This is a genomic window from Streptomyces composti (genome assembly GCF_012034205.1).
GTDB classification, from domain to species: Bacteria; Actinomycetota; Actinomycetes; order Streptomycetales; family Streptomycetaceae; genus Streptomyces; species Streptomyces composti.
This window is the reverse complement of sequence record NZ_JAATEM010000043.1, coordinates 23,839-44,385: the sequence shown is the minus strand read 5'-3', so window position 1 is coordinate 44,385 and position 20,547 is coordinate 23,839. Positions and strand designations below refer to the sequence as shown.

General features: G+C 70.0%; 17 protein-coding genes and 1 pseudogene. 10 read left to right on the top strand and 8 right to left on the bottom strand.

What is annotated here, in order from left to right:
- The first annotated feature begins 162 nt into the window (after nt 1-162).
- Together HCJ93_RS27405 and HCJ93_RS27400 are read left to right on the top strand one after the other, a co-directional pair.
- Nucleotides 163-591: a plasmid mobilization protein gene (locus tag HCJ93_RS27405; protein WP_373563619.1), complete on the top strand. Its 429-nt coding sequence runs from the start codon at nt 163-165 to the stop codon at nt 589-591.
- Nucleotides 588-2,330, top strand: coding sequence for a relaxase/mobilization nuclease domain-containing protein (locus tag HCJ93_RS27400; RefSeq protein WP_167998513.1), 1,743 nt, complete (start codon nt 588-590; stop codon nt 2,328-2,330). Before HCJ93_RS27405 ends, HCJ93_RS27400 begins: the two co-directional genes overlap by 4 nt.
- A 14-nt stretch (nt 2,331-2,344) precedes the next feature.
- On the opposite strand, the gene HCJ93_RS27395 is transcribed toward HCJ93_RS27400, so the two are convergent.
- The 4 genes from HCJ93_RS27395 to HCJ93_RS27380 all read right to left on the bottom strand — a co-directional run bounded on the left by HCJ93_RS27395 (nt 2,345) and on the right by HCJ93_RS27380 (nt 5,701).
- Nucleotides 2,345-3,091 (bottom strand): class I SAM-dependent methyltransferase, encoded by a 747-nt coding sequence (locus tag HCJ93_RS27395; protein ID WP_033276647.1) that lies wholly within the window; start codon nt 3,089-3,091, stop codon nt 2,345-2,347.
- Nucleotides 3,088-4,401 carry an asparagine synthetase B family protein gene (locus tag HCJ93_RS27390; RefSeq protein ID WP_203550459.1) on the bottom strand — a complete coding sequence of 438 codons (1,314 nt, stop codon included), beginning with the start codon at nt 4,399-4,401 and terminating at the stop codon, nt 3,088-3,090. Before HCJ93_RS27390 ends, HCJ93_RS27395 begins: the two co-directional genes overlap by 4 nt.
- A 786-nt stretch (nt 4,402-5,187) precedes the next feature.
- The gene (locus tag HCJ93_RS27385) at nt 5,188-5,337 is read right to left on the bottom strand and encodes a hypothetical protein (protein WP_158002360.1); all 150 of its coding nucleotides are present in this window, start codon (nt 5,335-5,337) and stop codon (nt 5,188-5,190) included.
- Nucleotides 5,330-5,701, bottom strand: coding sequence for a hypothetical protein (locus HCJ93_RS27380; protein ID WP_007453357.1), 372 nt, complete (start codon nt 5,699-5,701; stop codon nt 5,330-5,332). Before HCJ93_RS27380 ends, HCJ93_RS27385 begins: the two co-directional genes overlap by 8 nt.
- 155 nt (nt 5,702-5,856) lie before the next feature.
- Here HCJ93_RS27380 and HCJ93_RS27375 point away from each other — a divergent pair, with 155 nt between their 5' ends.
- The 5 genes from HCJ93_RS27375 to HCJ93_RS27350 all read left to right on the top strand — a co-directional run bounded on the left by HCJ93_RS27375 (nt 5,857) and on the right by HCJ93_RS27350 (nt 12,017).
- A complete protein-coding gene (locus HCJ93_RS27375) occupies nt 5,857-7,113 on the top strand; it encodes a helix-turn-helix transcriptional regulator (protein WP_167998512.1) in 1,257 nt (418 codons plus the stop codon).
- Between the two features lie 14 nt (nt 7,114-7,127).
- A complete protein-coding gene (locus HCJ93_RS27370; RefSeq protein ID WP_007453337.1) occupies nt 7,128-7,493 on the top strand; it encodes a hypothetical protein in 366 nt (121 codons plus the stop codon).
- Nucleotides 7,494-8,231: 738 nt separating this feature from the next.
- A complete protein-coding gene (locus tag HCJ93_RS27360; RefSeq protein ID WP_167998511.1) occupies nt 8,232-9,959 on the top strand; it encodes a SpoIIE family protein phosphatase in 1,728 nt (575 codons plus the stop codon).
- 395 nt (nt 9,960-10,354) lie between these two features.
- Nucleotides 10,355-10,876 (top strand): DUF5994 family protein, encoded by a 522-nt coding sequence (locus HCJ93_RS27355; protein WP_167998510.1) that lies wholly within the window; start codon nt 10,355-10,357, stop codon nt 10,874-10,876.
- A gap of 100 nt (nt 10,877-10,976) precedes the next feature.
- A complete protein-coding gene (locus tag HCJ93_RS27350) occupies nt 10,977-12,017 on the top strand; it encodes a fatty acid desaturase family protein (RefSeq protein ID WP_164442163.1) in 1,041 nt (346 codons plus the stop codon).
- Here HCJ93_RS27350 and HCJ93_RS27345 read toward each other — a convergent pair.
- Both HCJ93_RS27345 and HCJ93_RS27340 read right to left on the bottom strand, forming a co-directional pair.
- Nucleotides 12,014-12,295 carry a hypothetical protein gene (locus HCJ93_RS27345; RefSeq protein ID WP_033276642.1) on the bottom strand — a complete coding sequence of 94 codons (282 nt, stop codon included), beginning with the start codon at nt 12,293-12,295 and terminating at the stop codon, nt 12,014-12,016. The two genes, HCJ93_RS27350 and HCJ93_RS27345, sit on opposite strands and share 4 nt — an antisense overlap.
- A gap of 5 nt (nt 12,296-12,300) precedes the next feature.
- Nucleotides 12,301-12,891, bottom strand: coding sequence for a DUF5994 family protein (locus tag HCJ93_RS27340; RefSeq protein WP_033276641.1), 591 nt, complete (start codon nt 12,889-12,891; stop codon nt 12,301-12,303).
- Nucleotides 12,892-13,206: 315 nt separating this feature from the next.
- On the opposite strand from HCJ93_RS27340, the gene HCJ93_RS27335 reads away from it, so the two are divergent.
- A complete protein-coding gene (locus HCJ93_RS27335; RefSeq protein ID WP_240967921.1) occupies nt 13,207-13,602 on the top strand; it encodes a DUF5994 family protein in 396 nt (131 codons plus the stop codon).
- Here the strand turns inward: HCJ93_RS27335 and HCJ93_RS27330 are convergent.
- Both HCJ93_RS27330 and HCJ93_RS27325 read right to left on the bottom strand, forming a co-directional pair.
- Nucleotides 13,570-14,103, bottom strand: a complete 534-nt coding sequence (locus HCJ93_RS27330; protein WP_125505185.1) for a DUF5994 family protein — start codon at nt 14,101-14,103, stop codon at nt 13,570-13,572. The two genes, HCJ93_RS27335 and HCJ93_RS27330, sit on opposite strands and share 33 nt — an antisense overlap.
- Before the next feature lie 310 nt (nt 14,104-14,413).
- Nucleotides 14,414-14,776 (bottom strand): annotated as a pseudogene (locus HCJ93_RS27325) (pyridine nucleotide-disulfide oxidoreductase); the annotation flags it as partial.
- A 1,429-nt stretch (nt 14,777-16,205) separates the two neighbouring features.
- Between HCJ93_RS27325 and HCJ93_RS27320 the strand changes: the two are divergent.
- Nucleotides 16,206-16,535, top strand: a complete 330-nt coding sequence (locus HCJ93_RS27320) for a trypco2 family protein (protein WP_167998508.1) — start codon at nt 16,206-16,208, stop codon at nt 16,533-16,535.
- Nucleotides 16,536-16,605: 70 nt separating this feature from the next.
- Nucleotides 16,606-20,490 (top strand): trypsin-like peptidase domain-containing protein, encoded by a 3,885-nt coding sequence (locus tag HCJ93_RS27315; protein ID WP_167998507.1) that lies wholly within the window; start codon nt 16,606-16,608, stop codon nt 20,488-20,490.
- Nucleotides 20,491-20,547: the final 57 nt, after the last annotated feature.

The window sequence follows — 20,547 nt, the reverse complement described above, 5'->3', positions numbered from 1 at the left end:
CAGGGGGCCACCATCTCAGCCTCCGACGGAGCAAGTTGGTGCAAGAGCATTGCTCCCGACGGGAGCAATGCTCTTGCGTCTCCCGCCCCGAGAGCGGCGGGCCCGGAAGCGACCGAGGACGGATCGCAAACCGGCGGGGAAGAGCTACACGCGAACCACAGCATCGACTGCGCGCGCACCTCTCCGTCGCAGCCCCGCATACAGCAGCGCGAACGCCTGCGCGACGAGAACAAGCGCCTGCACCAGCCCAGCTGCCGCATGAACGACGCCGAGTACCAACTGCTCGCCCGAGCAGCCGCCACGTGCCACATGAGCATCGCCGGCTTCCTCGCCCGCTCCGCTCTCGACGCCGCCCACGACCTCGGCCGTACCGCCGCGGACATCGCAGGCGAGCGAGAGATGCTGCACGAGCTGTTCGCGCTGCGGCGCCACCTCGGGCAACTCGGCAACAACCTCAACCAGGTCGCCAAGGCGCTGAACTCCGGCGCCGACGCATCGCAGGCAGAGGCGGTCCTCGCCACCGTCCAGCGCGCCGCCAAGCGCGTCGACGCCTTCACCCAGCACCACTTGGACAACAGGACAGGCGGGTGATCCCCCGCGTCCACGCAAGCGGCAGGCGCACCATCGGCCTGCTCCACTACTTGTACGGGCCCGGCACGCACGAAGAGCACACAGACTCGCACCTGGTGGCCGCCTGGGACAGCCTCGCCCCTGATCCCGGGCGCGACTCCGATGCCACGTACGGCGATCTCCAGCGGCTGCTCGACCAGCCGGTCAACGCCCTGCCGAAGAACCGCCGGCCCGCCGAGCACGTATGGCATCTGTCGGTACGCGCTGCTCCTGAGGACCCGGTCCTGTCGGATGAGCAGTGGGGCGAGATTGCGCGCCGAATGGTCGCCGCCACCGGCATCGCTCCCGACGGTGACGACGCCGCCTGCCGCTGGGCAGCGATTCGGCACGCCGACGACCACATTCACATCATCGCCACCGTCGTACGAGAGGACGGCCGCCAAGCCCGTATCCGCCAGGACGGTAAGCGTTCCCAAGCGGAAGCCCGCGTGATCGAGATCGACTACGGGTTGCGCCGCCTCGCCACCGGCGATGGCACCGCAGCCCGTCGTCCGACCAGCGCCGAACGGCACAAGGCCCAGCGGGAAGGCCGGGAGCGCACAGCGCGGGAGGAACTTCGTGAGTCCGTGCGCCGGGCAGTGGCCGGTGCTGCCTCGACGGACGAGTTTTTCGACCGCCTGGCCGCCGCCGGTTTGCTGATCCGCAAGCGTCTCGCGCCCTCCGGCGATCTCCTCGGGTACAAGGTCGCCCTCCCTGATGACCGGAACAAGGACGGCGAGCCGGTCTTCTACTCAGGCTCCAAGCTGGCGCCCGACCTGTCCCTGCCCCGTGTCCGCGAACGCTGGAGCCGGCCCTCGGAGACGCCCACCGCCATCGACGGTTCATGGCCGGATCAGCCTGCACTGCCGCCCGTGACAGGCCCCGCGTTCGCGCGGCGGCGGGCCGCGGCTGCCACGTGGCAGGCCCTGCTGGTGATCGACCACGGCGACGACGGCACCGCAGCAGCCCAGATCGCCGCGACCGGAGAGGTCCTGGACGCGCTGGCCAAGACCTCCGCCGCCCACACCCGGGCCGAACTGCGCGAGGCAGCCTCCGCGTTCGAGCGCGCGAGCCGCTCCCACGTGAAGGCGGTACGCGGGCACGACCGGGGCCTGCGACAAGCCGCCCGTGATCTCGTCCACAGCGGGCCGGTCCTGGGCCGGGGCGAAGACGGCGCCTGCACGGCCATGCTCATCGACATGGCCGTCTTCGTCGTGACCGCCGCGGCAAAGTGGCACGCCAGGAAGCATCACACCCAGCAGGCCACAGCAGCCCAGCAAGCCGCCGAGCACCTCCGCGCCGCCTACCAGGCCGCCTCAGTCCAGCCCATGACCGCACTGAGCCAGCGAGGCCGGCGGCTGACTCAACGTGTTCGGCAACAGCAGGCGAACCTGCTCCACCAAGTGCTGCCGGAGCTGGCCGACCAGATCCAAGCCGAGTCCGGTTGGCCCGCCTTGGCCGCCACACTGGACGACGCCCGGAGGGCCGGCCATGACCCGGCCGCCCTGCTGACCGAAGCCACGGCACGGCGCGAACTACGCTCCGCCGGATCCATGAGCGACGTCCTCGTCTGGCGCCTGCGCCGCAGCGCTCACCTGCCCGCACTACCCGACGACCGCAACGCCACGGCCCTCCGAGCCAACCGGCACACCTCGCACTCGGCGCCCACCACGCAGTCGGTGCCCGGCCCGACAGGGAATGATCCCCGCCGTGGGCGCTGACGACCGCGTCCTGATCACCTGTACCGGGCCACGGTGTACGCGGTAGGCCCGTGCAAGGTGCCTGCTCCGATCCCGTCGGTGATCTGGAGGACGTCGAAGCCGGCGAGCGTCGCGTACAGCTCCAGCTCACGCGGCCCGAGAACACGCCGACGGATCACGTCCCGTGTTTCTTCACCAGAGTTGAACACCCACTGCCGACGCATGGTGTTCATCTGGGTCCGCAGGTCCCACTCATAGCTGATGGTCACGTGGGCCGTGCCCGATCCGGTCTCGACCTCTGCTTCCTGCGGCTCATCACGCTCGATCGGCGCTACGGAACAGCAGAGTACAAGGAGCGTCCCGGGACGGGCGTGCGCTGCGAAGGTCCGGAAGACCGCCTGGATGTCCTGGTTGTCGTGCACGTAGGAGAGGGAGTTTCCCAGGCAGGTCAGCACGTCAGCGGTATGGTCGAGTCGGATGGTGCGCATGTCGCCGAGGCGGATGTCGAGGCCGGGCCGTGTGCGGCGGGCGTAGTCGACCAGGCCGGGCTGGAACTCGACACCGATGCAGTCGAAGTGGCGGGCCAGCAGCTCCAGGTCTCTCCCGGTTCCGCAGCCCAGATCCAGCAGAGTGCGGGCGTCCGGGCGGTGCCGATGGACGAGCGCCCGACAGCTGCTCGCGCTGGTGCTGTCAGACTGCACTCTGTCGTACAGGGCGGGGTCTCGGTAGAAGAGGTTGGAGGCTGCCAGGTGTCTGGATTCGGCGATGTCCAGGCCGCTCATGCGAGGCTCCGCAGTCCGACTTCCAGGGCGAGTGTGTCGCACAGCAGGTCGGGCACCGCGGGAGTCCGCTCGGCGTGGTCGCGGGCCCGGCTGAGGGCGTCGGCATCAACGTAGCCGAGATCGATCAGCAGGGAATCGGTCAGCATCTCGTCCAGGAGAGGGAGCCCGTAGGTGCGCAGTCCCGACTCCATGACCGCGAGGAAGTTCTCCGGCTCGGTCGGAGCCGCGACGGACTCGGGCAGACCCGTCCGCCGAAGTCGGTCGCGGAACATCCTCTTGTCGCGTTTGTACTCGTACGGCAGCTGTTCCATGAAGCGGATCATCCGGGGGTGGACGAGCGGGGCCACCGGCCAGATACCGAGTCTCACGTACGCCGGATTGTGCAGGCCGAATGCCATGAGCGTCGGCACAGGCAGGACCGGGATGGGAGCGAGGTTCTCGTTCACCTGGGCCAGCGCCGCGGTGGCCTTGTCGCCGAGCCATGGCACCGGCTCCATCGGCGGGAGTCCGGCTTCCGTACGCGAGTGGTGGGCGTTGACCTCGTCCCCGCCGCCACCTGTGAAGATCAGCTCGCAGCCGTGTGCGGCCACGTGCCCGCGCACGACGTCGAACGCTTCCTGGTAGAAGGCGCCTGCCGGATCGTGCGGCCGTCTGCGTTCCCTCACGCCACCAGGCACGAAGGGCGGGTGCTGCATCGCCGGCACGGCGGTGTCCCGCAACCCCAGGTGATCCACCAGTGAGCGGCGCCGGTCTCGCTGGAGCTGGCCGATCCGGCCGCCCATGAGCAGCCCCATGGTGTGCACGGAGCCGAATCCGGCCGCGACGGCGGACAGTGCCACGTTGGCCGAGTCCGCTCCGCCTGACACCTCGACGCCGACGCGGCCGGCCGTCGATCGCCACTCGGCCACGGCCTCGGTGAGCAGTGCGTCGAACACGGTCACGGGGTCCACTCCGCTACGGAGGCTGCGGGGTTCCAGGACGTGTTGGGCGGGCTCGGGGTAGAGGATGGAGAGCCCTGCCGGCGTGAAGACCGCGGTAGCGCGTTCGGTGAGTCGGTACACGCCGTCGAAGAGGGTGTCGGTGCTGTAGCGGTGTTGGCGGCTCAAGGTGCGGGCGACCGCTCGTGGATTGAGCTGGTCAGGTCGCAGGTGCGGCCGGAGGTCGACGATGTCCCAGGACCCGAAGATCTCGTCGCCGACAGCTGTGAGGTACAGCGGGACGGTACCCAGCATTCCCGCCGAGACCTGGATCTCGTCGGGCCGGACGAGCAGCGACGTGTAGTCGGCTTCACCGTCTCTGTCTTCCCGCACCAGCACACAGACGCTCGATCCGTCGCCCGGTATGAGGTCCGCGACCAGGACGGTTGCGTGAGCGGGTCGGATCCAGCTCTCCCCCTTGACCCAGCGGTCTGTGTCCCATCGCCAGCCGGCGTCCCGGGTGTCTGCCAGTCGCACACGAAACGAGAGCACTCCGCTCCCCTCCTCTACGGAGCGGCGGAGCAGGACGCCAGGCCCTGCTCCGCCGCGTTCACCGGCCGGTCAGCTGCAGTGGTCGCCGTTGTTGTCGCCGCCGCCGGGCATCTTGTCGAGCAGCGCCGCGTCCATGCTGGGGACGCCGGTGACCAGGTCTCCCGTGAAGAGTTCGTCGATGATCATGGCTGTTCCTTCCTCCTGCGGAGTGGGTGGACGGGCCCCGCGAGCTGCGGAGCCCGGACCCGTCCCTGCCGCCGGCGTTCACGGCGAACTGGACGGGAGCTCGTTGGGTGGGGGCCCGCTCTGGCCGAGGGGAGAGAGCGGCTGAGCCCTTCCCCGGTGGGGACCGGGTCTTCCCGAGGGCTCGCTCGGCCAGAGCGGGAGTCGGTAGGTCCGGAGTGGACCGGTGGTCTCTCTCAGTCGGGGGCGAGGTGCCACAGAGCCCAGGCGACCGGGGTAGTAGAGACGATGATCAGGGCCGACGGCAGCCACTGCCGCCAGCCATAGGGGCGACCTCGCCTGCTGCGCCGCCGGCTCACCATCCCCGGGACACCGCCACCACGATCGATCCCCCGAGCACCATGACGCACGCGATGTACATGACCTGAGCCGTGACCTGGCCTTTCACCGCGCGCCCTGGTCCTTGCCACACTGTTGCCCCACGGTCGGCGCGAGGCCAGGTCGGCCGACGAAGACGCGTCGTGCTCGTTCCTGGTCGGGCAGGGTGGCGCCGATCCGGCACACCGGCGGCTCGGCCGGGGTTTGGTCAGCCATCGTTCTGGTCCTTCTTCCGGGTCGCGCGGTAGACGTCGGCGAAGCGTCTGGTCAGCGCGCCGACGTCGCGCATGTACTGGTAGGCGATGAAGTGGGGGGACTGCTCCGTCGGCCGACGCGTCAGGTCGAGGACCCGGTAGCCCTCCCGGAACAGCGCCTGGACGGCCGGGTCCTCGTCAAAGCCGAGTTCCTCGGCCATCAGCACTCTCAGGTGGCTGACCAGGTCTCGGGTCGTGGCGTCGATCACCGGGCGCTCGGGCATCGACAGCCGGATGGCCAGCGCTGTCTCCACGGCCTCGTCGACCGCCTCCAGGACAATCGACGCTCCAGCCACCTCGGACGACGTGACGCTTCCTGCTGCCATGTCCGCACCCCTTCTCCGGCCTCCACCGTTGTCGTTTCTGACAACGTCCAGAAAAGCGGCTCGCGTTGGCGCAGACCACGGCATCCACGGGCCAGTCCTGGGACAGCCCGGTGCCGTCGGGTTAGACGCGGGTTGATGCGTGGAAAGGGGGCGGCATGGGGCTTGCGGAGAGGCGCAGGGCGCTGGGCTACAGTCAGGAAGAGCTCGCGCACGCCCTCGGCGTGGACCGACGAACCGTCGGCCGCTGGGAAGGCCGCACCACCACGCCGCAGCCGCCGCTGAGACCACGGCTGGCCGAGCTGCTCCACCTCGACCTTGACGAACTCGACGCGTTGGTGGGACAGCCACAAGCAGTCCGACCGGAGTCGGCAGGGCCGCCGCCTCGCGACCACCATGGCTCAGGGGACCTCGACGACATGATCCGACGCCAGTTCCTGCGCGCCATCACCGTCACCAGTGCCCTGGTGGCCCTGCCCCCCGATGAGGGCGCAGCCCTCGCGGAGGGCGCGCTGCGCGGGATGTCCGATGACTTCCTGCGCATGAACGGACACCTGTGGCAGGTCTACCAACTCGCCCGCGCCAAGCGTTCCGTCTACCCGGTCGTCCGCGACCAGCTCACCGCCCTGAACGAGACCCTCGGCGGACGGCCCGAGGTCGAAGCACAGGCCCTGTGCGGCGCGGCCGGTGACCTCTTCCAGCTCGCCGGAGAACTGGCCTTCGACGGCAACCGCTACACCGACGCCGCCGCCTCCTACACGCTCGCCGCCTCTGCCAGCCAGGAGGCGAAGTCCTACGACCTGTGGGCGTGTGCCCTCGTCCGCCACGCCTACGTCGATCTGTACGAACGCCGGTACGCCGACGCGGTCGGCGCGCTGTCGGCCGCAGAGAAGGTGGCAAGGCGCGGGGACGGTTCCCTGTCCACCCGCTACTGGGTCGCTGCCGTCCAGGCCGAGGCGTACGCCGGCCTCGGCGACCTCTCCGCCTGCGAACGCGCCTTGGACGAGGCGGAGAAGGTGACCGGCCTGAGCGGGGCGGCCCACAACGGTGGCTGGCTGCGTTTCGACGGCTCCCGCCTCGCAGAAGAGCGTGGCGCGCGCTACCTCCAGCTCGGTCGCCTCGACCTCGCCGAGAAGGCACTCAGCAGCGCGCTCAGCCAGGACATCCTCGCTTCCGGCCAGTCCTTCCGCCGACGCGGTGCGGTCCTGACCGACCTCGCGGCCGTCGGCGCCCGGCGCCAGGACCCCGACCAAGTAATCGCCTACAGCGGGGAGGCGCTGCGACTCGCCCGCACGACCTCCTCGGGTTACGTCGCCCGTAAGCTTCTGGGGTTACGAACCGGCCTCGGCCCGCTCACCCGCGACGCTCGTGTGGCGGAGCTGGGCGCCGAGATCGACGCACTGTGCACGACGTGACGAGAGGGGAAGGCATGTCGCAGTCCGAGGGCGCCCGACTGTTCCGCGAGGCTTGGATCACCGGAGTGCGCAAGCACTTCCCCGGCGAGCCCAAGCCCGGTTACGTCACCCCCTGGGAAGAGACACCCGAGTGGGAGCGCCAGGCCGCCGGCGCCGTCCACGACCAGGTGCGCCAGTTCCTCGACCTCAGCGACCGCCACGCCTCCCGCCTCACCCGCGAGCAGAAGAGCCGCTTTGTCGCCACCTGCTGGACCGCGCAGATGTACAAGCACTTCGAGAACCCGAAGCCGGGCTATGTCGCCGACTGGGCTGCCCTGCCCGACTGGCAGAAGGAGACCGACGCGGACATCTTCGAGGCGATCGAGGACGCTCTGAAGTAGTCGCACGGGACTGCCATTCAAGTCGGCCTGCGCAACCGCCGGGCTTCCTACGGCGTCGATCGGCCCTCCCTTCGCGGCTCGTTTCCGACCGCCGCGTCACGGTTCAGCTCCTGTGGGACCGGCGCGGCGAGGGGGCCGGACAGCGGGCGGATCCTGCTGAGCATGCGCGCGGCTCCGAACTGTTCTGCGGGGTTTCTGGTTGTCCCTTTTCGGGACGGGCGTCATGTCCCGACTCGGGACAAACCTCTTGTCCCGACTCGGGACGGGCTTCCTCCCCCACGACCGCCGAGGCTTTGACTGTCACCATCGTGGCCAGCCCGTCAGCCGCTGCAACACCGTCGTAGCCGTAAACAGTGTGCTCGCCGTCCTGACGGTCGGCGACGACGCCTTCATCGAGCAGCATCCCGGGGATCCCGCCACCTGCTGGCCTCGCCGTCCTCGTCACGGTCCTGGCCGCGTCCGTGGTCCTGAGCATCCGACGCCCGTGCCCGGGCGGAGCTGCGCTCCTCGCGGACCGGGGCGAGGACGGCGCTGAGTACGGCTCGCCGGAGACGAGCCGACCAACCGCCCGGGAGACACTGCGTCTGGACAGACAGCGGGATGACGACTGCCCCTGGTCCGGACATACCTGGCTGGCCCGTGGGCCGTGCCCGCGCGGTGTGCGCCGACTGCCCCGGTGCCGTGCGAGCAGGGCCGCGTCGGAGCACCATCGACGGGAAGGCAGCCACTGGAGGGTCCGTGCGCGATGCGGTGGGTGATGACGTGGGGCCGTGGCCGGCGGACGAACCGGGTTTCTGGCGGCAGGTCGTCGAGCGGCTGGGCACGGCGGTGCTGGTGCTGGACACAGCCGGACGGGTGATCGCCGCGAACCCGGCGGCCGAGCGGCTGCTGGGCCGCACCGCCGCCGCGATGCGGGGCGCCGACGCACACGATCTGCTGCACCGGGACGCGGACGGCAACAAGGTGCCGCGAGACCGGTGCCCACTGCTCCACGCGCTGGCCGAGGGGCAGGGGGCGCGAGGGGAGGGCGGCACGTATCTGCGCGGTGACGGTCGTCTGCTGGCTGTCTCCTGGTCCGCGTCCCCCTTGACGGAGGACGGCTCCGTGCAAGGCATGGCATTGCTGTTCACGGACGCCACGGGGGACCGCCGCGTCCATCGGGAGCGAACGGCGCGCACGCGCGCCTTGGAGGACCTCAACGAGCGGCTGTCCCTGGTCGCGGAGATCACGGACGTCCTGGGGCAGACTCTGGAGACCGACGAGGCGCTGGCCCGCCTGGTGCGGCTGCTCGTGCCCCGTCTGGCCGACTGGGCCGCAGTGGACCTGCGGACCGGTTCCGGCGAGGTCCACCGGGTGACGGTGACCGGTCCGGAGGGACGGGACGCCGGATTCCAGGGCCGGAGCGTACCCGCCGCGGAAGGGGCCGGTGAGGGGGAGGACTCGCCACTGGGCCGTGCGCTGACCGGGGGCGAATCCGTGCTCCAGGAGCGGGTGGCTGCCGTCACCCCGGCCGCCGGACACCCTCCTCTGGCCGCTCTCCACCATGGCTTTCTGACGGCGGTGGGCGCCAGCTCCGCCGTTACGGTGCCGCTCGGCGCCCGGGACCGGATCACCGGGGCGCTGACGGTGGTGCGCACCGACCCGGCGCATCCCTTCGACGAGGACGACCTGGCGGCTGTGAGTGACGTCGGCCGCCGGGTCGGCGTGGTCGTCGACAACACCCGCCGCTACGGCCGTCAGCGCGCCGTCGCCGAGGCGATGCAGCGCAACCTGCTCGCCCCGCTGCCGCAGCACGGCCATCTCCGGCTGGCCGCCCGCTACCAGCCCGCACCTGCGGGCTCGCAGGTCGGTGGGGACTGGTACGACGCCTTCATTCTGAAGGACGGCGCGCTCGCCCTGGTCATCGGTGACGTCGTGGGCCACGACCTGACCGCGGCGGCCGGTATGGCCCAACTGCACGGCATTCTGCGTTCGCTGGCCTGGGACCACACGGGACCGCCCGGCGCCGTCGTCGACCGCCTCGACGCCGCCATGCCGGTCATCACCACCGTCCCGCTGGCCACCCTGATCCTCGCCCGCGTCGAGGGCGACCCGGACACGGGACCGTGGACGCTCCGCTGGGCCAGCGCGGGGCACCCGCCCCCGCTGCTCCTCTCCCCGGACGGCACCGCATGCTTTCTTGAAGCCGGCCAGGGGCTGCTCCTCGGCACCGGATCCGTCGGCGACGCGGACCGACCGGACGCCACGCATCCCCTGGAGCCCGGCTCCACCCTGCTGCTGTATACGGACGGGCTCGTCGAGACACCGGGCAGCGACCTCGACACGGGCCTGGACCGGCTGCGCCGGCACGCCCTCCCTCTCGTCGACGAACCGCTGGACAGGCTGTGCGGAAAGGTGCTCGCCCACCTGCCGCCCGGCAGCACCGACGACGTGGCTCTGCTCGCCCTGCGTGTACCGCCGCCATGAGACGTGGTGGCCGTCGGACCGGGCCGGTGCCGCGGAGGCGCCCACCATCTGCCACGCCACTGATGACCTGCTGTCACGCCGCCTTTACGCGCCGAGGAGTAGTCTGAGGAGACCGAGGGCATCAGGCACGCCGGTGGCGGACCGGCTCCACCCCGGTATCCACCGGCGTTCGTCACGCGGAAGGGTCTCCCCCTTCACCCCGCATACGCCCGCCGACTCCCTTCCCGCGAACTCGCGGCGGTCGTCGGCGTTTTCCTCCGGCAAGAGCGGCCAGGCACGACCTCCAGCACCCGGATCCACCGGCCACGTCCGGCGTTGCCCGACAGGGCCCGCGGGCCGTCGGCCGCCGTGCCCTGCCGAACCGGCCGGCAACCACCTCGTCAGAAAGAACCCACGTGATCACCACAGTCCCCACCGCACCGTCCACCCCGCCTCCGCCCCCGCCCCTGCCCCTCGTCCGCCTGCGTCTCGCGCCACACGGCGCGCTGCCGCGCCGGATCGACGGGGTGTGGTGGCCGTACTCCCGCGATCTTCTGACACAGCTCCCGAAGATGCTCGCCGCGCTGCCGAGAGCGTGGGGCGACATCACCGGCGTCACCGTGGACGCCGCGGCCTGGTCGGCGGCACCGGGGCGCATGTTCGTCGCCAACCAGGTCGTCCGCCTGCACAAGGCCCCCGCCTCTCCGCACGCTCCGGACCGGGTCGTCCTGCTCTCCCCCGGGCTCGGCCGTTGGGATCTGCAGGTGATCCCGCCGGACGCGACGGAGGAAGCAGCCGCTCTCCTCACGGCCGCCGCCCTGGACGACCGGCGGCCCGGCGCCGACGGAGAAGCCCGGCCCCCGGCCCCGACGGCGGCGGCAGGTCCCCACGGCCGTGTGGGGCCCACCGGGCGGGGCACCCGGGCCCCTCGGTGGTAGGAGCCGCCGCGGGCACGTCCATGTACGCACCCGCTCCCCGCGCCCAACTCGCCCTGGGGCCGCCCCGAGTCATCCGCCCGCTTCTGAGAGAGACGTCCTCATGACCATGGCCACCACCACCGCCACGCGCTCCGACACTCCCGGCAGCGACTTCGCCCGGCTGTCGAAGAAGATCGCGGACGCCGGACTGCTGGGGCGCCGCCCCGGCTACTACACGTTACGCATCACCGCCGTGACCGGGCTCTACGCCGCCGGATGGGCCGCGTTCGTCCTCGTCGGCGCCTCCTGGTGGACACTGGCGATCGCCGCGTTCCTGGCCGTGATGTACGGGCAAGTCGCCCTGGTCGCCCATGACATGGCCCACCGGCAGGTGTTCCGCCGCCGCCGGGCCAGCGAGTTGTCCGGACGGATCGCCGGCGCGTCGATCGGCATGAGCTACGGCTGGTGGCAGGACAAGCACACCCGTCACCACGCCAACCCCAACACCGAGAACCTCGACCCCGACATCGGACCCGACCTGCTCGTCTGGTCCCCGGACCAGGCCCGCGCCGCCACCGGACTGCCCCGCCTGCTCGGCCGCTGGCAGGCGTTCCTCTTCTTTCCCCTGCTCACGCTGGAGGGCTTCAACCTGCACGTGGCGAGCTGCAGGGCCATGGCCAACCGCCGGCTCAAACGCCGGGCGGTCGACGGCGCTCTGCTCCTGGGGCACTGCGCCGTCTACCTGGCCGCCCTGTTCTGGGTCCTGCCGCCCGGGATGGCGATCGCCTTCCTCGCCGTCCACCAGTGCCTGTTCGGCGTCTACCTCGGTTCGGCCTTCGCACCCAACCACAAGGGGATGCCGATCCTGACGGCCGACGACCGCCCCGACTTCCTCCGCCGCCAGGTGCTGACCTCACGCAACGTCAACGGCGGCCGGTTCACCGACCTGGCGCTCGGCGGCCTGAACCACCAGATCGAGCACCACCTGTTCCCGAGCATGCCCAGCCCCAACCTGCGCAAGGCCCGCGCCATCGTCCGGCGGTACTGCCGGGACCTGGGCGTCGACTACGCGGAAACGGGCCTGGTCGCCTCCTACCGGTTGGCACTCACCAGCCTCCACGACGCCGGCGCCCCGCTCCGACGGACCCGCGTCCCCACCTAGCGGGGCGAGACGCCGCCGTGGGTACGGCGGCGTCCAGGACGCAGCCGTCCGCGTCCGCCGTACCAGGAGCCCCGGCGCTCGCCGCCGTCGTTGGCAACCGGGGACCGTCGGCGTACCGCCGGCCCTTCGTCGGTCTTCCGGTCTGGTGCGACGACACCGCTGCGGCCGTAGTGGAAGGCGGCGCTTCTGTCCCCGTGCTGAGAGTTCAGCCGGTGGATGAGGAACGCGCCTGCCGCGATCACCGCCAGCAGCACGAACACCGTCACCAGGATGTCCATGGCCCTCACACCCTTTCCGGCCGGTCCTCCGGTGTGGCGACGGCGACTCGAAGCCATGGAGAAGTGACGGAAGCACCGGCTCCATGTCCTCCTTCGGACTCCCACACCGCTTCCCTGGTGCGGTCGGCCTCGGCGGTCACCGTCAGACGCGCGGCATCCGCCAGCAGGCTGCTCGCGGTCGCTATCCGGCGCGGGTCGCTCGCAGCGGCCATCAGCCAGGCGGCCGCGGCCGGAGGCGTCTGCGGGGGAACGACCAGCAGGTTCCAGCGGCCCACGTGGTAGGAGAGCAGCAGCAACTCGTGCTCGTCCTGCTCGAAGCGGAACCAGCCCACCTTCACCACGTGCCCGGCGACAGGCACCTTGCGCGGGACGACCGGCCACTGGGCGGGGTTCACCGTGACCCGGGTGACCCGCCCCCACAGCGGATCGAGAACGGACGCCAGGGCAGGCAGTTCGGCGGCGAGATCACGCGAGCGTGGCCACCAGGCGCCGTCCAGCAGAAGCGGTGCCGAACCGGCGGGAGCGAGCGAGAGGCGTACGGGGGACATGGGACGCCGGTCTTCGGACGTCGTCGGAGGGGAGACGGTCGCAGTCATGACGCGAACCCTGCCCCGGGCGGGCCTGAGCCGACCCGGCGTATTCGATCACCGAAAACGGCACAGACGCGAAATGTCCGTGCGCGGAGTGTTCCCGGTACCTCCAGCCTACTCTTCGCGGCGCCCGAGCAGGCCGTACGCCGGGAGCAGCCCACCCGATGAGGCCGAAGCCTCTCGTCGGGGCTCGTCGAGGAGTAGCCTGAGGACTTCGAGGGCTTTCGTGCACCGGCGCCGCCGGTCCCGTCCTCGGTCACCCAACCACCGGGCGCTCCGTCAGCCAGCGCAGGCCCGCAGTCAGGCTTCTTCCTCATGATCATGAACTCCACTCAGCTGCGTCCGCACGCGGCACCGTTCCGCTCACGTGCCGCGCGCCTCGTCCTCGGATCCGCCAGCCGTTTCGGCCGTCCGGACGGCGCTTGGTGGCCACGGACCCGCGACCTGGCACGAGAACTCGGCGAACTGGCCGACGTGATCGATCCGCTGTGGGGCCGGCTCACCCACGTGGCCGTCAATCCCCGCCACTGGCAGCCTCTCCCGCACGGCCTGGTCGTCGTCAACGGCTACGAGGTGGCGGTCGACCGATTCACCGAGGTGCTCAACCCGCACAGGATCCTGCTGCAGTCCTACACCGCGGGCTGCTGGGATCTCCTCGTGGTGCCGCCCCCGACGAGCGCGTCGTCAGCGGCCCGGCTCATGGCGGCCGTGGCGTAGCGCAGCGGTGGGTGCGTGCCCCGGACCCACACGCTCCGTGCCGGTGTCGATGAGGATCTGTTCCGCCGACGTCTGACTGCCGGCGCGCACGGCCGCGGCCATGGCCGCGCGGGCCGCGTCGGCCGCGGTGTGCGGCGGAACCACCAGCAGCGAAAAGAGATCATTGCTGCCCCGGGTGATGAGAACGGTGTCGTCTCCGACCGGGAAGGAGTCGATGCGGACGACACGACCGTCGATCGTCAGCCGCGTCGGCAGCTCGTCCCAGGCGTCGGTGTCCAGACCGACACGTGTGATCGGCCCGAGGTACTCGGACAGCGCGGAGACGAGGCCGGGCAGTTCACCGGCGATGTCGCGGGAGCGGGGCCACCACGCCCCGTCGAGCGCACCCTTCCGGTCATGCGTCGTCTCAAGCCGCACCACCGCGGTTCCAGGTCGCGAAACCGCCTGATGCACAGCGTCGGGCAGGAGCCTGCTCACCCGCGGGGGGTCGGGGTCGGACATCGCACTCGCCTGCCTACCGGGGACGGCAAACCGAAAGTCTCCTGGTTTCACGGTACTCCTCGGCCGACGACGGCCGGGATTCCACGATCACCGGGGCACTCACCGTCACCGCCGCATACGCGTAGAAGAACAAGGTCGAGCTGTGCTTCCTCCCCCACCCACCACCACCGCAGCCGCCCCGCGACAAACCCAGGCACTGCACCGCTACCTGCGTCGGCGCAATACCAACGCCCGCCACCACGACGTACTCCCCCCACCGCAAGGAACGCGCTGACCAACCGCGGACCGCAGCCCCGCGCCGAAGGCGGCAACCGCGCGTGCCGCGCAGACCCAGGGGTGGCAAGTGCGAGAGGGCAGGCCGGTAACCGGTGCACCAAATTACGGCGTCGGCGGGCGCGCGCGTGCCGTCGGCCCAGGCGACGCCGTCACGGTCGATGCGGGCGAACATGGGCGACGCTTTGAGCCGCCCGGCCTCCCGGGCCTCGCGCACCGGCGGTACGGCGACGATGTCCCCCAGCGAGGCGACGCCTCCCGTGTCGGTGCGGCCCTCGCCGAGGGCACGGCGTCGGGCGGTGGCCGCGTCGAACAGGGCGCGGCCGTCGATGTCGTCGGCAAGGTACCGGGGCGGACGCTGGGTCACCCAGGTCAGTTCGGTGTCGTGGGCGAGGTCGGAGCGCGATCTTCGTCGTCGACCGTCACACCGGTACCGTCCACCACGCGAAGACGGGGCCGCTCAGACCGACCATGGCATCACGCTGATCGTCTACCTGAGCCTACGCAAGCGCCTCGGAGCCTCTGCGACGCCGGAACACCGATAGCGGGCAGCGCAGCATCCACCCCCTCGGCCCGCCTTGCTGCCGATACTCGACAAAACCTCGGTCCACGCACACACCAAGTCACCGATGTCCAGCAACAGCCCCCGGACCTGCCGGAGCAGAACGCGCAGGACCACAACACCCGCGACGCTTCCGAGCCCCATCCCGATCCACCACATCGGCCGCCTCCTCGCCCAGAACCCCAGGCTGCCTGCGGCGAAGATCGAAGTCTGTACCCAAAGAGACGCTTTTTGTGATCTTGGCATCCTCGGTTAGGAGTGTGCACACGCAAGTCACCGTGGCAGCAGTGCTCCCCCGCCAGGCATTCCTCATCGCCAAGTGCCCAGCGGCCCTCCGCGAAGCAGCGCCGACCAGCCTCGTGCCCACAGCGTGCCCATACGACCGGACAACAACGGTAAACAGCGGCGCGGAACAGGTAGCCGAAAGCCCGCTCCAGAATACGTAGCCGCAGGTGAGAGGTGGTCTCACCCGTGAAGCGCCCTCGCTTCCCAAGCTGAGAGCGCGAGTTCGATTCTCGTCACCCGCTCTGCGAAGAAGGCCCGGGTCAGAGACCTGGGCTTTTCTGCTGTCGCCGTGATCATCACGGGAGGCCGGGCTCGAGTCGAGCCGGCCAGGTGTCGGCCACCACGAAGGAGGCGGCCGTTCCCGGCGAAGGGGCTCGGCCCGGAGTGCCAGGAGGCGGCCACGGCATCGACCATGAACGGTTCCCGACCGTGCGAGCTGTGATACCCCTGGGCATCTGGAGACCCACCGTCCTGGTGTAGCGCTCGCCCAGGGCTGTGGCCTTGTCGATCAGCGCGTCCTGCGCCGGCGTGACAGACACCAACTTGATCGCCATCGCTCCCCCGCCGGTCCGTCCGGTCGCGGCCGGTCACGGCCGGTCAACTCCCCCGCGTTGCGCATGCAGGAGAGGCTGAGCTCATTCAGAGAGCCCCCCTCAGGGGGCACAGGGGGCGCGCAGCACCCGGGAGACCGTTCCAGCCGTCGTGCAGCGAGGCGCATCACGTGGACGATGCCTTCGATCCGCGGATGAGGAGAGGAAGGGCGTCGTTGCCGCAAGAGGGTTGATGCCGGGTGGGAGGTGGGCACGGATGCGGAAGCCACTTCGATCAGATGTCGATCGGTTTCGAGACAGATTGTCGGCCCTTTCCCGTCAGATCTTCATGGTCGGAGGCCGTGGGAATCATGATGTGGCAGTGACGTCCCTACGGGTGCGCCGTCCTTCCCCGCGGGGGACGCTCGTCCAGATGAAGGAGGGGGCCTGACGTGGCCGAAGACATCGGTATCGCCGAGGCTGTGGAGCACCTGCGGGCGGAGTTGCTGGCTGCTGCGGCTTCAGACGGCAACGGCCCGAGCTTCAAGGTCGGGCCGGTGGAGCTTGAGTTCTCCGTGGAGATGCGCAGGGAGGGCAAGGGCGGGACCGGAGTGAAGGCCTGGGTGGTGTCGGCCGACGCAGAGGCCTCTGCGTCGAAGGCTTCGGTGCACCGGGTGAAGCTCGTGCTCACGCCGGAGACCCCGCACGGCGACCCCTATCACGTGAACGCCACCCGCCCCGACTCGACGGGCGACTTCCTGGGGTCGCGATTCGGCGAGTAGCCAGCCCGTACCCACGGCCGGCCGCGTCACCCACCTGGCCGGACAGCACACCTAGGGGTGGTGAAGCAGGATGGACATTGCACGAGTGGCCGTGGTGCGGGCCGGGGGGTCTGTCCGGGGGTCGGGTTACGTACTCGGCCGGCGGCTGGTGCTCACGGCCGCTCATGTTTTCGGCAGCCGCGAGCAGGTCTCGGTTCAGGTTCCGGGTCCTGCCGGGCGGGTGACGTGCGAGGTGGCGTGGTGGCGGTTCGATGAGGGACCGCGGGGGTGGGACGCTGCGCTGCTGGTGGCGCAGGAGGATCTGTCGGACGGGCCCTTGCCGCCTGTTCGGTGGGGGCGACTGGTCACCCTGGAGGCGTGCCCCGCGAAGGCCGTGGGCTATCCGGTGGTGGGACAGGCGGGCACCGACACGGTGTCGATCACGACCTCGAGTGGACAAGTGCTGCCGGAGAGCGGGCGGGACAGGGATCGATATGTCCTGGTCGGCTCGTCGGCAGAGCCCCACGGCGACGCCTCACCGTGGGACGGCATGTCCGGGGCCGCCTTGTGGTGTGGCAGCAAGCCCGGGACGGTGCCCCTGCTGACCGGGGTGGTTGTGGGAGATCCGCCAGGCTGGAACCACGCTCGGCTGGAGGCCCTGCCCGCCTACGTGCTGGCGTCGGAGCCGGACGTCCGAGAGCTGGTCCGGGAGCACACCGGACGGCCGATGCTGCTGGAGCCCGCAGATCTGCAGCATCTCGCCGACCGCGCCCACGTCCCCCGGACGCCGCGTTCGCCGGCGGATCTGCTGCGCCCGGAGCAGGCAACCGTGTCCTTCATGGGGCGCGAGGACATGCTGGAGCAACTGACCCGCTGGTGCGAACCCCCGACGGCCCGAACGCCGCCGGACCCCGGCAGCGGGCCGGTCGGTCAGTGGGCCTGGGAGCACAGCCCGGTGCAGGCTCATCTGCTCACCGGGGCGGGTGGTGCGGGCAAGACCCGGCTCGCGTCCGAACTCGCGGTGCGAATGGCGACACGTGGCTGGACCACGGTCAGGCTGACCCCGGACACGACGGTCCCGCTGGACGCCCTGTCGAACGTACGCAAACCACTACTGATCGTTGTCGACTACGCCGAGACCCGCGTTCCGCAGTTGCATGCTCTGCTGGAAGCAGTCGACCACGACCAGGTCACCAGTCCCGTACGCGTACTGGCTCTCGCCCGCGCCGCAGGCGACTGGTGGGTCAGGGCCACCGAGTATCCGCACAGCCAGGCACTGGCCACCGCCGGCGTCACGCCCGTCCCCGCTCTTCACCACACCCGCGAGGACCGTGTCCATGCCTACCGCCAGGCACTCCGCGACTTCAGTATCGGACTGCGCCTGATCTCCCCTGCCACCGACTGGGCCACCCTGCTGCCCTCTCTCACCGCTGCGGAAGCCATTCCCTCCCTGACCGACGAGGACTTCGACACACCGCTGTCGGTCCAGATGGCTGCCCTGCTCGCCCTCCTCGATGCCACCGGCCGCCCCAGGGCTCCCAGCGCATCTGCCACGCTCGAGGGCCGACTGCTGGGGCATGAGCGCAAGTACTGGGACGCGACGGCCGACAGTCCCGAACGGGGCCTGCGCGGGGGGCGGAGCGGAACCGAGATCCGTGCGCTCGCCGTCGCTCTGGCCTGTCTGGTTCCGGTCGCCGACCGCGATCAGGCCAGAGCACAACTGGCCCAGCTCCCGGGTCTGGCCGACGAGAGTGCGGCCGCCGTACGCGGGGCACTGGCCACCTGGCTGGCAGACCTCTACCCGGCTCCGGCAGGCTCCGGCTGGGGCAGCCTGCAACCCGACCGGGTTGCCGAGTACCACATCGGTACACAGGTCAGCCGTGAACGAGCTCTCTTCACCCGCATCCTGACGACACTCGACGACAACCAAGCCGCGCAGGCCCTGACGATTCTGGCCCGCGCGGGTCAACACCCGCCGCACCGTGAGGTGATCGGCGACGTCCTGCGCGACGCGGTCAGCAGTGCCCCCGCCGAGCTGGCGACGGCTGCCCTCACCACCGCGACACGCACCCCCCACCCCGAACTTCTGATCAACGCCCTGGCCCATCTCAGCCGCACCACTGAGGACGTCGTGCTGCTGCACCACCTCAGCAACCAATTGCCGGCCAATACCCTGGCCCTCAGCGAATGGGCTGCTGACCTGACCACCAGACTGGTCGAACATCACGACATGAGCGAGCCGGATCTGCCGCTGCTTGCCGCCTCGTTGAACAACCAGGCCGCCTGTCTGGCAGCCCTGGGACGCCACGAAGAAGCCCTGGTCGCCGGCAGTCGCGCAGTCCGGATTCGCGTAGATCTGGCTGAGCAACAGCCCGCTCTCCTGCCCGATCTCGCTTCCTCCCTGATCAACCAGTCGAACTGTCTCGCTGAACTGGGACGCACGGAGGAAGCGCTCAGCGCTGTCACCCGCGCCATCGACATCTACCAGGTCCTGGCCGAGCGGAGTCCCGTCGCTTTCCTTCACCCGCTCGCCAACGCGTTGAACAACCGCGCCAGCTGCCTCGCGGAACTGGGGCGCAAGGAAGAAGCCCTCAGCGCCATTACCCGCGCCATCGAGATCCGGGAAGAGCTGGCTGAACAGCGACCGCACGCTTTCCTGCCGCGTCTCGCCCAGTCCTTGACCAATCAGTCCGCACATCTGGCAGATCTGGGACGGTACGAAGAGGCTCTGGTGGCCAGCAGCCGCGCCGTCGGCATCTATCGAACCCTCGCCGACAAACGGCCCGATGCCTTCCTGCCCGACCTCGCCTCGTCACTGAACAACCAGTCGAACTGCCTGGCACAACTGGGACGCGGAGACGAAGCACTCGACGCCGTCACCCACGCCGTACACATCCGCGAGCGCCTGGCCGAACAGCAGCCTCGGACCTTCCTGCCCGACCTGGCTTCTTCGCTGCACAACCAGGCCGTGTGTCTGGCAGACCTGCGCCATCACGAGGAAGCCCTCAGCGCGATCGACCGCGCCGTACACATCCGCGAGAAGCTGGCCGGACAACGGCCCCAGGTCTTCCTGCCCGACCTCGCCCTCTCGCTCGTCACCCAGTGCGCATGTCTCACGGCCTCGGGGCGGGCGGAGGACGCCCTCACGGCGATCACTCGCGCTGTCGGCATCCTTCAGACCGTGGCGGAACAACGACCCGAATCGTTCCTGCCCCACCTCGCCGACTCGCTCATCAGCCAGTCCGCGCGCCTGGTAGCCCTGGGACGTAAAGAAGACGCCCTCACCGCTGTGACTCGAGCCGTTCACATTCGCGAGGATCTCGCCGCACGGCAGCCCGACGAGTTCCTGCCCGATCTTGCAGCTTCGCTGTTGAACCAGTTCGGCTGCCTGGGAATTCTGGGACGCAGAGAAGAAGCCCTCAGCGTCAGCACGCGCGCCGTCAGCCTCTACGAACGACTGGTCGAACAACGGGGTGATGCCTTCCTGCCGCAATTCGCCAAGTCGCTGGACAACCTGTTCGCCTGCTACTCAGAACTAGGACCCCGGGAAAAGGCTCTCACAACCGTCACACGCGCCGTCGAGACGTACCGGGTGCTGGCCGAACAGCAGCCTGATACTTACCTTCCGAGCCTGGCCAGTTCACTGAACCGCCAGTCCCGGTATCTGCAGCTGACCCGGCGCGTGAGTGAATCGCTCACCGCCTCTGCCGAAGCCGCCGACATCTTCCGAACCCTGTCCGAACGACACCCCGAGACCTACCTTACCGCTCTGGTCGATTCACTACTCGGTCACATATCAGGCCAGATGATGTCGGGCCGGAAGGAGGAGGCAGTCGCCGCCCTCACACGCGCAATCGACGCCTGCCGGGAACTCTCCGAACTACGCCCTGACGCATCCGGCGCCATCCGGTACCGGATTCTGGTTCTCGAACGCATACGGAGAGACGTGCAGAACTACTACCCGCCGGCTTGGTGACCCGGCGTACCGCCGGTCACGCAGCGTGTAATGCATGGCCGGGGTTGCCTGGACGGC

Bases quoted from the DNA above. Each gene is read 5' to 3' on its own strand.
- HCJ93_RS27385 (WP_158002360.1), bottom strand. From the start codon at position 5,337: ATGGCTGACCAAACCCCGGCCGAGCCGCCGGTGTGCCGGATCGGCGCC.
- HCJ93_RS27335 (WP_240967921.1), top strand. From the start codon at position 13,207: ATGAACTCCACTCAGCTGCGTCCGCACGCGGCACCGTTCCGCTCACGT.
- HCJ93_RS27370 (WP_007453337.1), top strand. From the start codon at position 7,128: ATGTCGCAGTCCGAGGGCGCCCGACTGTTCCGCGAGGCTTGGATCACC.
- HCJ93_RS27350 (WP_164442163.1), top strand. From the start codon at position 10,977: ATGACCATGGCCACCACCACCGCCACGCGCTCCGACACTCCCGGCAGC.
- HCJ93_RS27330 (WP_125505185.1), bottom strand. From the start codon at position 14,103: ATGTCCGACCCCGACCCCCCGCGGGTGAGCAGGCTCCTGCCCGACGCT.
- HCJ93_RS27345 (WP_033276642.1), bottom strand. From the start codon at position 12,295: ATGGACATCCTGGTGACGGTGTTCGTGCTGCTGGCGGTGATCGCGGCA.
- HCJ93_RS27340 (WP_033276641.1), bottom strand. From the start codon at position 12,891: ATGACTGCGACCGTCTCCCCTCCGACGACGTCCGAAGACCGGCGTCCC.
- HCJ93_RS27395 (WP_033276647.1), bottom strand. From the start codon at position 3,091: ATGAGCGGCCTGGACATCGCCGAATCCAGACACCTGGCAGCCTCCAAC.
- HCJ93_RS27380 (WP_007453357.1), bottom strand. From the start codon at position 5,701: ATGGCAGCAGGAAGCGTCACGTCGTCCGAGGTGGCTGGAGCGTCGATT.
- HCJ93_RS27315 (WP_167998507.1), top strand. From the start codon at position 16,606: ATGGACATTGCACGAGTGGCCGTGGTGCGGGCCGGGGGGTCTGTCCGG.
- HCJ93_RS27375 (WP_167998512.1), top strand. From the start codon at position 5,857: ATGGGGCTTGCGGAGAGGCGCAGGGCGCTGGGCTACAGTCAGGAAGAG.